The following is a 12,950-nucleotide window of genomic DNA, read 5'->3' as shown; positions in this document are numbered from 1 at the left end:
CTCATCAGAGCCAGCCATGGGTTTTACTTACTTCAGTGAATTAACCACCGAAGTCATCAAGAAGGATGTTCTCATCTTCTACACCAAGGTTCTTCAGCATGCCAATCACAGCCGCATTCATCATCGGTGGACCACACATGTAGTATTCACAATCTTCAGGCGCTTCATGGTCTTTCAGATAGTTTTCATACAATACATTGTGGATGAAACCTGTGTATCCATCCCAGTTATCTTCAGGCATTGGATCAGAAAGCGCACAGTGCCATACGAAATTCGAGTTTTCAGCTGCAAGGCCGTCAAAATCTTCAACGTAGAACATCTCACGCTTAGAGCGCGCACCATACCAATAAGACATCTTACGGGTAGATTTTAAACGCTTAAGCTGATCGAAGATGTGTGAGCGCATTGGAGCCATGCCCGCACCACCACCGATAAAGACCATTTCTGCATCCGTATCTTTGGCAAAGAACTCACCAAATGGACCAGAAATAGTACATTTATCACCTTCTTTCAGTGACCAAATGTAAGAAGACATCTGACCCGGTGGCACATTGGGATTATTAGGCGGCGGCGTAGCAATACGCACGTTTAGCATAATAATACCGAACTCTTCAGGGTAATTCGCCATTGAGTAAGCACGAATAATGTCTTCATCAACTTTTGACTCGTAGCGGAACAGGTTAAATTTATCCCAATCGCCACGATACTCTTCTGGCACGTCAAAATCTGAATATTTGATGTGGTGTGCTGGCGCTTCGATCTGAATGTAACCACCAGCACGGAAAGGTACTGACTCGCCATCAGGGATCTGAAGTTTAAGCTCTTTAATGAAGGTGGCTTTGTTGTCGTTAGAGATAACGGTACATTCCCACTTTTTAACACCAAAAATTTCTTCAGGAAGTTCAATATCCATGTCTGTTTTCACAGCCACTTGACACGCTAAACGTTCACCCTCACGAGCTTCACCTTTAGTAATATGATCAAGTTCAGTAGGAAGAATATCACCACCGCCAGATTTCACTTTTACACGGCATTGACCACAAGAGCCGCCACCACCACACGCCGATGATACAAAGACACCAGAACCTGCAAGTACGCTCAGTAGCTTGCCACCTGGATTAGTCACAATAGACTTATCTGCATCACCGTTAATTGAAATTGTAATGTCGCCTGTTGGAACTAGCTTAGATTTAGCAAATAGAATTACCAAAACGAGCGCTAGAACAATCAGGGTAAACATCACTACACCAAGAATAATGTCCATTGACTATTCCTTAATTGTTGCGGTTTACCCGACTTACAGTTGAACACCAGAGAAAGACATAAAGCCTAACGCCATTAGACCCGCCGTGATGAAGGTAATCCCTAAACCACGTAAACCCGGAGGTACATCTGAATATTTCATTTTCTCACGGATACCGGCAAGAGCGACAATCGCTAACATCCAACCCACACCCGAACCGAAACCGTAAACGACGGATTCAGCAAAGTTATAATCACGCTGAACCATGAAAGATACACCACCAAAAATGGCGCAGTTCACTGTGATTAAAGGTAAGAAAATGCCCAGCGCGTTATACAAAGGTGGGAAAAAACGATCCAATATCATCTCTAAGATCTGTACCAATGCGGCAATAACACCGATAAAGGTAATGAAATTTAGAAATGTAAGATCAATATTTTCACCCAATGCACCTGGTTTAAGTAACAAGTTATAAACCAAGTTATTCACTGGTACTGAAATGGTCAGAACGACAGTAACCGCAATCCCTAAACCAAACGATGTCTTTACTTTCTTAGATACAGCAAGAAATGTACACATACCCAAGAAGAAAGAGAGTGCCATGTTTTCGATAAAAATCGATCGAACAAGCAAACTGATATAATGTTCCATAACGCCCTTACTCCTTCGCTTCTAGTTGTTCAGGTTTGAACGTGCGAATCGCCCAAATCATGAAGCCAATTAGGAAGAATGCCGAAGGTGCTAGCAGCATCAAACCGTTAGGTTGATACCAGCCACCATCTTTCACAAGAGGTAGAACTTCCATTCCAAATAGCTTGCCTGAACCAAGAAGTTCGCGGAAGAAACCAACAGTGATCAATACAAAACCATAACCCAGACCATTACCGATACCATCGATAAAGGAAGGAATCGGTGCCGACTTCATTGCAAATGCTTCAGCACGGCCCATTACGATACAGTTAGTAATGATCAACCCTACGAACACCGATAGCTGTTTCGAGATATCGTATAAGTAAGCACGTAGGATCTGGTCAACAACAATAACCAATGAAGCAATGATCGCCATCTGAACGATGATACGCACACTGTTAGGTATGTGGTGACGAATTAACGAAACGAATAAGTTAGAGAAAGCCGTTACAAACATAACGGCTAGCGTCATAACAAACGCCGTTTCCAACTTAGTGGTTACCGCAAGGGCAGAACAGACACCAAGCACTTGAAGTGCGATTGGGTTGTTATCCAACACTGGCGCTAGAATGCTCTTTTTAATCTCTTTTGCGCTAGACATTAGTTCAAACCTCCGTCACGAACTTTTGCTAGGAATGGACCAAAGCCCATATCACCTAACCAGAAGTCGAAAGTGTGTTGAACACCGTTACTGGTTAGTGTTGCGCCAGAAAGTCCATCAACGCCATGCTCAGATCCGGCAGGAGCGCCACCTTTCACAACTTTAATTGCAGGTTGGTGGTTGTCATCAAACAATTTCTTGCCAACAAATTGAGCTCGCCATGATGGGTTTTCAACTTCACCACCCAATCCCGGAGTTTCACCTTGTTCGTAGTAAGTAATGCCGGAAACGGTATTACCATCGGTTTCTACAGCCACAAATGCGTACATCATTGACCACAAACCATTACCGTGTACAGGCAGAATCACCTTGCTGGTTTTATCGCCGTCGTTCACCAGATAAACCACACCAACATTCGCACGACGTTGGATCTTCGCTTTATCTTGTTCAGCGCTCAGCTTGATCGATTCAGAGGCTTCTTTCGCTGCTTTGCGTTGATCGTAGTTAGCTGCATCGCCTTCAACAAAGTCACCCGTGTTGAAGTCAACCAGACGTGGTTCAATACTTTTATTGAACAACTCAACGATTTGTTTACTGCCTTTCGCTTCAATGCCAGCGACTTGCAGAATTTTGCTCTGCTTGTCCAGCGCCGCATTTTCTCTTTGCTTGTCACGCAGGCCAACCGCTGCTGTCGATACGATGATTGAGCACACTAAGCTCAATGCGATAACAACAAACAGCGTTTTTTTAATGCTATCGTTATTACTTGCCATAGCGTGCTAGTCTCCGCTTGATGTTCTTCTCAATCACAATATGGTCAAACAAAGGTGCAAATAGGTTCGCAAATAAGATCGCCAGCATCATACCTTCTGGGTAAGCTGGGTTAACCACACGAATCATCACACACATTGCACCAATCAAAATACCGTATGCCCATTTACCTTTGTTAGTAAATGAAGCCGATACTGGGTCGGTTGCCATGAAGAACATACCAAACGCAAAGCCACCAAGTACCAGGTGCCAATGCCAAGGCATATTAAACATTGCATTTGTGTCTGAACCAATAACATTGAACAGCGTTGATATGGCAATCATACCTACCATAACACCCGCAATAATGCGCCATGAAGCAATGCCCATGTAGACAATAAATGCCGCGCCAATCGCCAGTGCTAACGTCGATACTTCACCGATAGAGCCAGGAATGTTACCAACAAATGCGTCCATCCAAGTAATGGCTTCGCCAGTGACCTTATTGATCAGAGCACCGTTACCACCTTGAGCCCATTGGCTTAGCGCCGTTGCACCAGAAAAACCATCTGCAGCTGTCCAAACAACGTCACCAGAGATCTGTGCTGGGTAGGCGAAGAATAGAAAAGCACGACCGGCTAATGCTGGGTTTAGGAAGTTACGCCCGGTACCACCAAAGATTTCTTTGGCAACAACCACGCCAAAGGTAATCCCTAGAGCGGCCTGCCATAAAGGCAGTGTGGGTGGAACAATCAGAGCAAACAAAATTGAAGTTACAAAGAAACCTTCGTTAACTTCATGCTTACGCACCATACAAAACAGCACTTCCCAAAAACCACCGACCAAGAATACCGTGGCGTAGATAGGTAGGAAGTAAGTCGCACCGAGCAGCATCATACTTGCCCAACCGGCTTGCGTACTTAATGTACCGCCAAGCATTTCAGTTAGCCAATAGTGCCAGTTACCACTGATGACTGTCGCCAATTCAGCGCCAGAATACAGATGGTTAAGTGCAGTAATCGATTGGTGACCAACGTTATACATACCCCAGAACATCGCTGGGAATACCGCTAGCCAAACCATGATCATGATGCGTTTGAGGTCAACGCTATCACGAACGTGTGAGCTTCGTTTTGTAACTAAACCAGGCGTATAAAAAAGCGTTGCGGCTGCTTCATACAAGGCAAACCATTTTTCATGTTTGCCGCCAGGTTCAAAATGATGCTCGATGTCTTCAAGAAACTTTTTAAGGCCCATGAAAATTACCCTTCCTTCTCAATCTTGTCTAGGCACTCACGAAGTAGCTGACCATATTCGTATTTACCAGGACATACAAAGGTACACAATGCGAGATCTTCTTCGTCCAGTTCAAGGGCACCGAGACGTTGAGCGCTATCGATGTCACCTGCACATAGGTCACGAAGTAGGAGCGTTGGTTCCATATCTAGTGGCAACACTTTTTCATAGTTACCAATAGGTACCATCGCACGATCACTACCATTGGTTGTGGTTGTCATGTTGAACAACTGACCTGTGAATAGATGACCAAGGAAAGAGCGAGTGACTGAAAATTTGTTCTTGCCAGGCATTGCCCAACCAAGAAAATCTTTGTCACGACCTTCACGCAGAACCGATACTTGGAGGTGGTAACGACCAAGATAAGCTACAGGCCCCGCCGCTTTCACACCAGAAAGTACAGAACCAGAGATGACACGAACTTCGCCCGGCATCAATTCGTTATCCGTTAACTCTTCGAGGCTAGCACCAATCTGAGTACGGACAAGACGAGGTTTGTTGACTACGGGTCCTGCAAGCGACACCACTCGTTGTGTGTATAGCTCACCGGTTAAGAACAATTGACCAAACGCAATCACGTCTTGGTAATTGATGCTCCACGCCACATTGACTGCATTTACTGGATAGAGGAAATGCATGTGAGTCCCTACAAGACCTGCAGGGTGTGGGCCATCAAACACATGTTCTTCAACGTTTGGCTGTGAAGAGCGTGGTAAGCTAGTACCAGATTTACAGACGTAAACCTTACCCTCAGTCAGAGTTGAAAGGATATCGAGACCAGCGACGAATGCTTCAGATTGCTCATTAATGATCGTCTCAGGTTTTGCCGCTAATGGATTGGTATCCATTGCTGTCACAAAAATAGCCTGAGTTGAAGACTCAATTGCTGGAACCTTGCTAAACGGACGAGTACGCAACGCAGTCCAAAGACCAGACTCAACTAACTGAGTTTTAACCGTTTGACGGTCAATACTTGCTAGTTGGCTAGCTTCAAAGCTATCGAACGTGATTTGCTCATCACCTGCCACTTCAATCACTACGGATTGTAGGACACGTTTGGCGCCACGATTGACTTCGATAACCTTACCGCTTGCTGGTGAAGTAAATTTAACACCCGGATTCTTTTTATCTTCAAAAAGAATTTGAGCTTTCTTTACTTCATCGCCTACGCGAACATGCATGGTAGGACGCATGCCAACGTACTCTTCGCCAAGCAAGGCGACTTTAGTGATGGTCTTACCATCATTAATCACCTGGGAAGGAGTTCCTGCAATAGGAAGGTCCAAACCCCTTTTTATTGTAATCATACGCACTTGCACTATTTTATCGGGAAAAAGATTCTTTTAATTGCGTAAGTTCAAGGCTTGTTTATCTTTCATGGTCGTTCTTGATAAGAGGCCAAATGAAAGTTAAACCAGCCTTAGACACGACATTTCTGTGTCCGATTTTGGCTTGTTTTAAACGCCAGAACCGCAACATCCTTTTAATAACCTCATCACAAGTATGGTATGAGATCCATTAGGTGCAATAGTCTAGCATTTTTTCGGAACCTGATGCCATGACCAATCCTCTGATAAGTCGTTTTATTTGGAAGGATTTGAATCATAAAGGCTAGCGAATAGTCATAACTTTGAAGCATCGCACAAATAACCTATTCCTTACCCCTTATGAGTATTTATTTTTATTCACTACCTAAAACAATTTCTCTCAACTTGTTCATCTCGTCAATTTGTTTAAATACTGTTAACATTCCGCTCAAAAACAGAACAAGAGAACGGCATATTCAGACGGTTCTGAACGAGTTATTTTCCACCGCCCATACACATAGGACTATCAGGTACGCCACTAATTTGCGCCTGCCACTCTTGTGGTGTGTAGGTATGAATCGAGAGTGCATGAATGTGGTTCGCTAACTCTTCTGCCAACACTTGGTTAACCTGTCGGTGACGGCCAATCAAACGCATTCCTTCAAAACTGTCACTCACCACAATGACTTTAAAATGGCTTTCCGATCCTGAAGGCACATTGTGCATATAGCTTTCATTTTCGACTTTCAAATAATCAGGGTGAAATGCTTGATGCAATTTTTGTTCGATTATGGGTTGGATCATACCGTTGCCTTTCTTCCTCAAATAAGAGCATGAGAACATATACGAGTGTAAAGAGATTTAAGTTTAACTAGCCTTATAGAATAGCGAAAGGTTTTGGTTCCTTGTTTCTACGCCATTTGAGACAATGCATCCGTAATTCTCACTACGACCTATAAAAAATTATGAAAACAGAGTTGGCACTGCATGATCGAACGTTGAGCTTGCACCGTTTCCCACATCGTTCAAACGAAACATTACAAGCTTGGGATGCGGGCGATGAATATATGATTAATCATATTGAAGCGTTGAATTTAGCAATAGGCAAACGCATCCTTATTTTAAACGATCACTTTGGCGCTCTATCGTGTTGGTTTGCAGATAAGCATCACGTCACCATGATGAGCGACTCTTTTATTTCGCAACAAGGTACGTTAAACAATCTTCAGCGCAATCAGTGCCGCAACGTGCAATTGCTCTCAACAATGGATGCCATCCCTGAATCGGTCGATCTGGTGCTTTTTCAATTGCCCAAGAGCAATCGCCACTTGGTTTGGCAATTAAGCCAACTCCGTCAGTCCCTTGCCCAAGATTGCCCTGTGATAGCGGTCAACAAAGCGAAAGAGATCCACACATCAACCTTAAACTTATTTGAAAAGTATTTAGGTTCAACAAGCACTTCTCTTGCATGGAAAAAACACCGCCTCGTTTTTTCAGCACCGAACGTATCACCGATTGAAACGGTGGAACCCATAACTGAATGGGCCGTAGAAAGCGAATCCATCCGTCTAAAAAATCTGCCGAATGTCTACTCAGGTGAGGGATTGGATCTCGGCGCACGCTTTTTTCTACAGCATCTTCCACAAGATCCTGAGTTACAGCACATCATCGACCTTGGATGCGGCAACGGGGTGTTATCAATCAAGATGGGCCAACTCAATCCTCAAGTACGCATGACCTGCGTTGATGAAAGCTTGATGGCCGTCGAGTCTGCAAAGCTAAATTTGCTGGAGAATTTAGGAGAAGATCGCAATATTCAATGCATTGCGAATAACTGCTTAGATGGTTTTCAACAAGAGAGTAGCTGTTTAGTATTGTGCAACCCACCATTCCATCAACAACAAGCTATCACGGATCACATTGCTTGGCAGATGTTCTGTGATGCAAAGCATGTTCTTAAAAAAGGGGGACGATTATTAGTGATCGGCAATCGCCACCTCGGCTACGATGTAAAACTAGCAAGATTATTTGGCCAAGGGCAGGTAAAAACTGTCGCGACCAACCATAAATTTGTTATCTTACAAGCAACTAAATAGGCAAGGATAAGAAAGGAAATGACCATGAAAAAACTGGTTCTCGCAGCCTCAATCGCATTACTCACCGCTTGTGCCGCACCTCAGCAACAGCAAATCAACTTTATGCCTACTGCAACGACCAGCAAAAATACGGTCGTCAACAATAAAGCCTTTACTCTGGTTAGCAAAGATGTTCGATCGGCGCAATATGTGGCTTTAGTGGATAGTGGCCGCTCTAATATTGAGCCAATTCATGCCAAACAAAATGTTCGCATTGCGGTTGAGAATGCGTTGGCAGAACAATTTAGCTCTCAAGGCTATCGCTTAACAGTGAACAGCGAAAACAATGTCACCGTTGAAATTGCAGAAGCACTAGTGACGGTAAAACACAGCGTCATGTCGAATGAAATGGATGGCAGTGTCACGCTTGAAATCACCGCGGAAACACCAAAAGGCAAATTGGTGAAAACGTTCAACGGAACGGCAAAACGTTCCGGTACACTCAGCGCTTCAAATGATGAGATTGAAATGGTACTCAACGATGTCATGAACTTGGTACTTAAAGAAATTGCCAATGACAGCGAACTTAATGGTTATTTACAGGAGCGCTTTTAATGTTACGTTCTCTCGTTACGACATTAGCGCTCGTCAGTTGCACTGCGTTTTCGGCGCCCAACGTCCTAATTGAGACGAACTTAGGGTCATTTACTGTTGAACTTAATACAGAGAAAGCGCCAACGACTGTCGCAAACTTCGTAAAATATGTTGAAGATGGCAGTTATGTTGGCAGCCAGTTCCACCGCGTTATCCCAGGCTTTATGGCACAAGGCGGCGGATTTGATGCGGATTTAAAACAACTCACCACTTACGCTCCCATCAAAAATGAAGCGAGCAATGGGTTGACCAATGACACCGCGACGATCGCAATGGCCCGTACCAATGATCCTAACTCGGCTACTCGCCAATTCTTTATTAACTTGGTCGATAATGATTTTCTCAACTACAACGCTCGCCCACCGGGTTATGCCGTCTTTGGTAAAGTCACGCAAGGGTTTGATGTTGTGCAAAAAATGGCTCAACAGCCGACCAGTACGAAAGGGCGAATGCAAGACGTCCCCATCGAACCAATCGTTATTACGAATGTCACACTAGAACAATAACCATACCAACGCCGATTTATCGGCGTTTGATTTTATTGGGTCGCCTTTCGACCTAAGCTGCTTTACTGACAAGGATTCACTGTATGCCATCAACCTCCTCCTCTCTCACTTGGATGGAAACTATCCGTAGCTATCTTGATAAACGCCTATTGTGGGTATTTATGATGGGGTGTTCGAGCGGTTTTCCGTGGGTTTTGATTGGTTCAAATATGTCAGGATGGCTAAAAGATGCAGGCTTAACCACCGCTGCTATTGGTTATTTTGGCAGTGTCTTCGCAGTTTACGCGATTAATTTTCTATGGGCCCCATTGGTGGATCGCGTCAAATTACCCATTCTGACGCCATTATTAGGTCAACGCCGCAGTTGGGTATTTGTGTGCCAATCGATCATTTTGATCTGTACGTTGCTGATTGCGGGTGTCAATCCAGCCCAAAATTTGATGTTTACCTCAATGCTTGCCTTGGGCATTGCGATCGCTTCTGCCACTCAAGATATCGCGATTGATGCTTTTCGTATCGATACTTTCCCCAAATCACAAGCCAATAAGCTGCCACAAGCCTCCGCCATGGCCATCATGGGGTGGTGGACTGGATATTCTCTGCCGGGCTATCTCGCTTTTGTAAACGCCGATAGTATCGGTTGGAATGCCGTTTATTATGGCATGGCACTCTGTGTCGGGCTGTTAATGCTTTTCACGCTCTTGGTGGGAGAACCAAAAACACATCGCGAAGCACTACAGCATCAAGCGGAGCTGCGACACAATCAGGTAGTTGGTTCGAAAGTCGTCGCGTGGTTCACCGTTACCGTAATCGAACCATTTCTCGATTTCTTCAAACGCAATGGCGCGCAAGTAGCACTAACCCTGCTGTTGTTTGTCTTTTTATTCAAGATTGGCGAAGCTTTTCTTGGCCGAATGTCGATTCCATTTTACAAAGAAATTGGCTTTAGCAACGAACAAATTGGTCACTACTCGAAGTTAATTGGTTGGGGAGCAACCCTATTCTTCACTTTGATTGGCAGTATGTTTAACGTGCGATTTGGTATTGTTCGCGGTTTGATGATTGGTGGCATCGCGATGTCTGCCAGTAATTTGATGTTTTCGTGGATCGCTCAAGTTGGCCCTAATGAGCATCTGTTCTTGGCGACCATAATTGTCGATAACTTTACCACTGCGTTTTCCACCGTGGCCTTTGTTTCGTTTCTTACTGTGTTAACAGGGCAGGCATTTTCAGCAACGCAATATGCGCTATTGGCCTCTCTAGGAAACTTTGGCCGCACCACGTTGGCCTCTTTTAGCGGAGAGCTGGTCGACTATCTCAATAATTGGTCACTGTTCTTTATTATTACTGCACTGATGGTAGTACCAAGCCTTATCATGCTCTACTCACTGCGCCATTATTTTGCTGATTTACTGCAAAAAGCTCGGCAGAGAGACATCGATGATATTGCCAAGCAAGGCATTGATAAGCGTTAGATGAAAAAAAGGTCGTACAATACGACCTTTTTTAATTTGATGTGCCCGCTATAGACTACGGATAGAGACCTTTACCAAATAAGTTAAACACTCTCGCAACACCTTGCGTAAACAGCATCGGCTCAGTTAGCACCGTTAAGCATAAACAATCTTCATCCACTTTGGTAAAAGGGCTGTGTTTAATACTCGCATCTCTTTGAATGAAATCACCCACTTGATAATGTCCATCTTCATCACTGAAACCACCATGGAGCACCAAGGTCGACTCAACCCCTTTGTGTGTATGCTGAGGGATCTGCACGTTGTGATTGATGTACATCAGGTTCATGCGAGAGTCTTCAGCAATATCTAGGTGGGCACTAAAAACTTTACCACCATAGCTGCGCCACTCGCCTTTGAAACGAATCAGTTGGCTCAGCGTACTAGGCAGCATCACAACGCGATCATTGACTTTAATTTCTATCGGCTCAGGCTTACGCAAGGTCGATGGGTGTAGAGTATCCAGCGCCGTGATCGTTTCAAACATCTGGTTTAAATGATCATCATTAGAAACGGCCATTCTTTGTTGCGGCAACGATTGGCTCAGCAATGCTTCGGCGGCCCGAGTTTCTAAGTATTGAACCTGTTGACGACACTGAGTACAAAGTTCAAGGTGAGTGGCAATCATAATGCCATGCGCCGCATCAATTGAACCATTGGCATACTGCTGCAGTACTTCGTTGCTTGGATGGTGGCTCATAATTGCTCCGCTTGAATAGAATGTCTAAGTTTTTCAACGGCTAGTCGTAAACGCGATTTGACAGTACCGAGAGGAATATTGAACATCTCCGCAACCTGCTGCTGGGGCAGTTCTTCAAGATACACCGCCTTCACGATAGCTTGCTGAGCTTCAGGCAACAACGCCACAAACTTTAATATTTGCTCTTTTAACATGTCATGTTCAGGACAATAATGTTCAACCAAATCAGGTGGGCAGTAGTCAGTTGGCCAAATATCATCGGCATAAACATGTAATTCTCGTCCGCGCTGCTTACGCAGGAGATCAAAACACAAATTGCGTGCAATCGTGTAAACCCACGTCGAAAGCGAACTTTTTCGGTTATCGAATAGGTGAGATTTCTGCCACACCGTGGTCATGGTTTCTTGCACCATTTCTAACGCCACTTGCTCACTGCCTACATGCTTAAACGCAAACTGTTGTAAGCGAGGAGAGAAATAACGAAACACTAAGGCAAACGCCTGCTTATCACGTTGCTTGACACGTTCCATGCATTCAGCCCAGTCTTGCTTGGTGTAGCTTGGGCTTAGCGACACACTATGCTGAGAATCACTGCTCATGCTGCGCTCTTCCTTTAGGAGTAACCGTTGTTATTGGCATACAGTAGCCATGAACCTTTATACGTGAGTAATGCATACATCGATCACTCGTCGTATTCTTTTTTATGCAGAGCCACTACTACAGAGCGACTTCTCGTTTAAGTTTACTGCACGCTTTCAAAGTTAGTGTGAGACTTCGATTACCTGCAATAAAAAGTCAACCGCACTGTGCGCGTCATCCAGCCTCATTAAATCATCAAATTGTTGAATCGAGATAGGGAGCAGCTCTAGCCATCGCTGCGCCACCCAACTGGCATCATCAAAAAAACAGTGCGAATAGAGCTCGCCAAGCTGAGGGAATTGCTGATAAACCGCTTGTAGCTGATGGCTTAAATACCATTCTTGAGGTTCTAAATCTCTTACTGGCCAACTGGGCAATGACGTGACCTGAGCAACTCGTAGGCCATCAAATTCGCTCACTACTGACTCTATTTTAAAGCGCTCCATTCCCATCACGGTTAATCCTAACATCCCATTGTCGAGCGCTTCAAAATCAACAATCTTAACCAACATCCCAAATTTAGATAACTGATTTGCTTTATTGCCTTTTTTGTTATCAATCAAACAAATGCCAAATGTAGAGTCAGACTTGCTGGATTGAGTGACCATCCTCTTATACCTTGATTCAAAGATCCGTAGCTTCATTTTCCCTTCTGGCAAAACGATTGAAGCTAAAGGAAACAGCATCAATTTCTTCATCATTCATCACTCTTCATCATGCCCGTCAATAAATACGTTGAAGATTACAAAACGATCACTAACTAAAAATGTTGGTTTATCGATTTGCATAAAACAATACCAAAGCAAACGTTTAAGTGATTAAAATCACATTAAAGATGCAAACGAACGAAATATTAATTTAGTTCCGCGCAAATATTCATTATCGTGACTTCAGTCACCAAATTTGTTCACTTTTGCATTCGCAATCACTTTTAATTGAGATTTTTATCGTTATTATTCGGGCCAATTGAACGCA

General features: G+C 44.1%; 14 protein-coding genes. 4 read left to right on the top strand and 10 right to left on the bottom strand.

Going from position 1 to position 12,950, the window contains the following annotated elements; genetic code table 11:
- Positions 1-40: 40 nt before the first annotated feature.
- The 7 genes from nqrF to AACQ17_RS00455 all read right to left on the bottom strand — a co-directional run bounded on the left by nqrF (position 41) and on the right by AACQ17_RS00455 (position 6,691).
- On the bottom strand, positions 41-1,264 hold the full coding sequence (gene nqrF / locus AACQ17_RS00485) for an NADH:ubiquinone reductase (Na(+)-transporting) subunit F (protein ID WP_013856176.1): 1,224 nt from the start codon (positions 1,262-1,264) through the stop codon (positions 41-43).
- A 33-nt stretch (positions 1,265-1,297) separates the two neighbouring features.
- The gene (gene nqrE, locus AACQ17_RS00480) at positions 1,298-1,894 is read right to left on the bottom strand and encodes an NADH:ubiquinone reductase (Na(+)-transporting) subunit E (protein ID WP_013856175.1); all 597 of its coding nucleotides are present in this window, start codon (positions 1,892-1,894) and stop codon (positions 1,298-1,300) included.
- 7 nt (positions 1,895-1,901) lie between these two features.
- Positions 1,902-2,534: an NADH:ubiquinone reductase (Na(+)-transporting) subunit D gene (locus tag AACQ17_RS00475; protein WP_013856174.1), complete on the bottom strand. Its 633-nt coding sequence runs from the start codon at positions 2,532-2,534 to the stop codon at positions 1,902-1,904.
- Positions 2,534-3,307 (bottom strand): Na(+)-translocating NADH-quinone reductase subunit C, encoded by a 774-nt coding sequence (locus tag AACQ17_RS00470; RefSeq protein WP_094147720.1) that lies wholly within the window; start codon positions 3,305-3,307, stop codon positions 2,534-2,536. The genes AACQ17_RS00475 and AACQ17_RS00470 overlap by 1 nt, the downstream gene beginning before the upstream one ends.
- Positions 3,297-4,541, bottom strand: coding sequence for an NADH:ubiquinone reductase (Na(+)-transporting) subunit B (locus tag AACQ17_RS00465; protein ID WP_013856172.1), 1,245 nt, complete (start codon positions 4,539-4,541; stop codon positions 3,297-3,299). The genes AACQ17_RS00470 and AACQ17_RS00465 overlap by 11 nt, the downstream gene beginning before the upstream one ends.
- A 5-nt stretch (positions 4,542-4,546) precedes the next feature.
- Complete coding sequence (locus tag AACQ17_RS00460; RefSeq protein WP_026027642.1) at positions 4,547-5,887, bottom strand: Na(+)-translocating NADH-quinone reductase subunit A; 1,341 nt, start codon at positions 5,885-5,887, stop codon at positions 4,547-4,549.
- A 495-nt stretch (positions 5,888-6,382) separates the two neighbouring features.
- Positions 6,383-6,691, bottom strand: a complete 309-nt coding sequence (locus AACQ17_RS00455; protein ID WP_026027643.1) for a BolA family protein — start codon at positions 6,689-6,691, stop codon at positions 6,383-6,385.
- Between the two features lie 161 nt (positions 6,692-6,852).
- On the opposite strand from AACQ17_RS00455, the gene AACQ17_RS00450 reads away from it, so the two are divergent.
- From AACQ17_RS00450 to AACQ17_RS00435, 4 genes are all read left to right on the top strand, one after another.
- Positions 6,853-7,983: a methyltransferase gene (locus AACQ17_RS00450; protein WP_094147721.1), complete on the top strand. Its 1,131-nt coding sequence runs from the start codon at positions 6,853-6,855 to the stop codon at positions 7,981-7,983.
- A gap of 24 nt (positions 7,984-8,007) precedes the next feature.
- Entirely contained in the window at positions 8,008-8,577 is a 570-nt protein-coding gene (locus tag AACQ17_RS00445; RefSeq protein WP_026027920.1) for a YajG family lipoprotein, read from the top strand.
- Positions 8,577-9,122 carry a peptidylprolyl isomerase gene (locus AACQ17_RS00440; protein ID WP_013856167.1) on the top strand — a complete coding sequence of 182 codons (546 nt, stop codon included), beginning with the start codon at positions 8,577-8,579 and terminating at the stop codon, positions 9,120-9,122. The genes AACQ17_RS00445 and AACQ17_RS00440 overlap by 1 nt, the downstream gene beginning before the upstream one ends.
- Before the next feature lie 83 nt (positions 9,123-9,205).
- Complete coding sequence (locus AACQ17_RS00435; protein ID WP_026028534.1) at positions 9,206-10,597, top strand: AmpG family muropeptide MFS transporter; 1,392 nt, start codon at positions 9,206-9,208, stop codon at positions 10,595-10,597.
- A gap of 55 nt (positions 10,598-10,652) precedes the next feature.
- On the opposite strand, the gene AACQ17_RS00430 is transcribed toward AACQ17_RS00435, so the two are convergent.
- From AACQ17_RS00430 to AACQ17_RS00420, 3 genes are all read right to left on the bottom strand, one after another.
- Positions 10,653-11,336, bottom strand: a complete 684-nt coding sequence (locus AACQ17_RS00430) for a ChrR family anti-sigma-E factor (protein WP_017044032.1) — start codon at positions 11,334-11,336, stop codon at positions 10,653-10,655.
- Positions 11,333-11,935: an RNA polymerase sigma factor gene (locus AACQ17_RS00425; RefSeq protein WP_013856164.1), complete on the bottom strand. Its 603-nt coding sequence runs from the start codon at positions 11,933-11,935 to the stop codon at positions 11,333-11,335. The genes AACQ17_RS00430 and AACQ17_RS00425 overlap by 4 nt, the downstream gene beginning before the upstream one ends.
- Positions 11,936-12,097: 162 nt before the next feature.
- The gene (locus AACQ17_RS00420) at positions 12,098-12,673 is read right to left on the bottom strand and encodes an LON peptidase substrate-binding domain-containing protein (RefSeq protein WP_026027922.1); all 576 of its coding nucleotides are present in this window, start codon (positions 12,671-12,673) and stop codon (positions 12,098-12,100) included.
- Positions 12,674-12,950 lie beyond the last annotated feature (277 nt).

The sequence above is a fragment of the Vibrio sp. V10_P2A27P122 genome, assembly GCF_963874335.1.
In the GTDB taxonomy this organism is placed as follows: Bacteria; Pseudomonadota; Gammaproteobacteria; order Enterobacterales; family Vibrionaceae; genus Vibrio; species Vibrio anguillarum.
This window is presented reverse-complemented; position numbering and strand designations above follow the sequence as displayed.

What these genes read in the sequence shown, in the direction of transcription:
- AACQ17_RS00455 (WP_026027643.1), bottom strand. Translation starts at nt 6,691, where the DNA reads ATGATCCAACCCATAATCGAACAAAAATTGCATCAAGCATTTCACCCT.
- AACQ17_RS00470 (WP_094147720.1), bottom strand. Translation starts at nt 3,307, where the DNA reads ATGGCAAGTAATAACGATAGCATTAAAAAAACGCTGTTTGTTGTTATC.
- nqrF (WP_013856176.1), bottom strand. Translation starts at nt 1,264, where the DNA reads ATGGACATTATTCTTGGTGTAGTGATGTTTACCCTGATTGTTCTAGCG.
- AACQ17_RS00430 (WP_017044032.1), bottom strand. Translation starts at nt 11,336, where the DNA reads ATGAGCCACCATCCAAGCAACGAAGTACTGCAGCAGTATGCCAATGGT.
- AACQ17_RS00435 (WP_026028534.1), top strand. Translation starts at nt 9,206, where the DNA reads ATGCCATCAACCTCCTCCTCTCTCACTTGGATGGAAACTATCCGTAGC.
- nqrE (WP_013856175.1), bottom strand. Translation starts at nt 1,894, where the DNA reads ATGGAACATTATATCAGTTTGCTTGTTCGATCGATTTTTATCGAAAAC.
- AACQ17_RS00465 (WP_013856172.1), bottom strand. Translation starts at nt 4,541, where the DNA reads ATGGGCCTTAAAAAGTTTCTTGAAGACATCGAGCATCATTTTGAACCT.
- AACQ17_RS00445 (WP_026027920.1), top strand. Translation starts at nt 8,008, where the DNA reads ATGAAAAAACTGGTTCTCGCAGCCTCAATCGCATTACTCACCGCTTGT.
- AACQ17_RS00425 (WP_013856164.1), bottom strand. Translation starts at nt 11,935, where the DNA reads ATGAGCAGTGATTCTCAGCATAGTGTGTCGCTAAGCCCAAGCTACACC.
- AACQ17_RS00420 (WP_026027922.1), bottom strand. Translation starts at nt 12,673, where the DNA reads ATGAAGAAATTGATGCTGTTTCCTTTAGCTTCAATCGTTTTGCCAGAA.
- AACQ17_RS00475 (WP_013856174.1), bottom strand. Translation starts at nt 2,534, where the DNA reads ATGTCTAGCGCAAAAGAGATTAAAAAGAGCATTCTAGCGCCAGTGTTG.
- AACQ17_RS00440 (WP_013856167.1), top strand. Translation starts at nt 8,577, where the DNA reads ATGTTACGTTCTCTCGTTACGACATTAGCGCTCGTCAGTTGCACTGCG.
- AACQ17_RS00450 (WP_094147721.1), top strand. Translation starts at nt 6,853, where the DNA reads ATGAAAACAGAGTTGGCACTGCATGATCGAACGTTGAGCTTGCACCGT.
- AACQ17_RS00460 (WP_026027642.1), bottom strand. Translation starts at nt 5,887, where the DNA reads ATGATTACAATAAAAAGGGGTTTGGACCTTCCTATTGCAGGAACTCCT.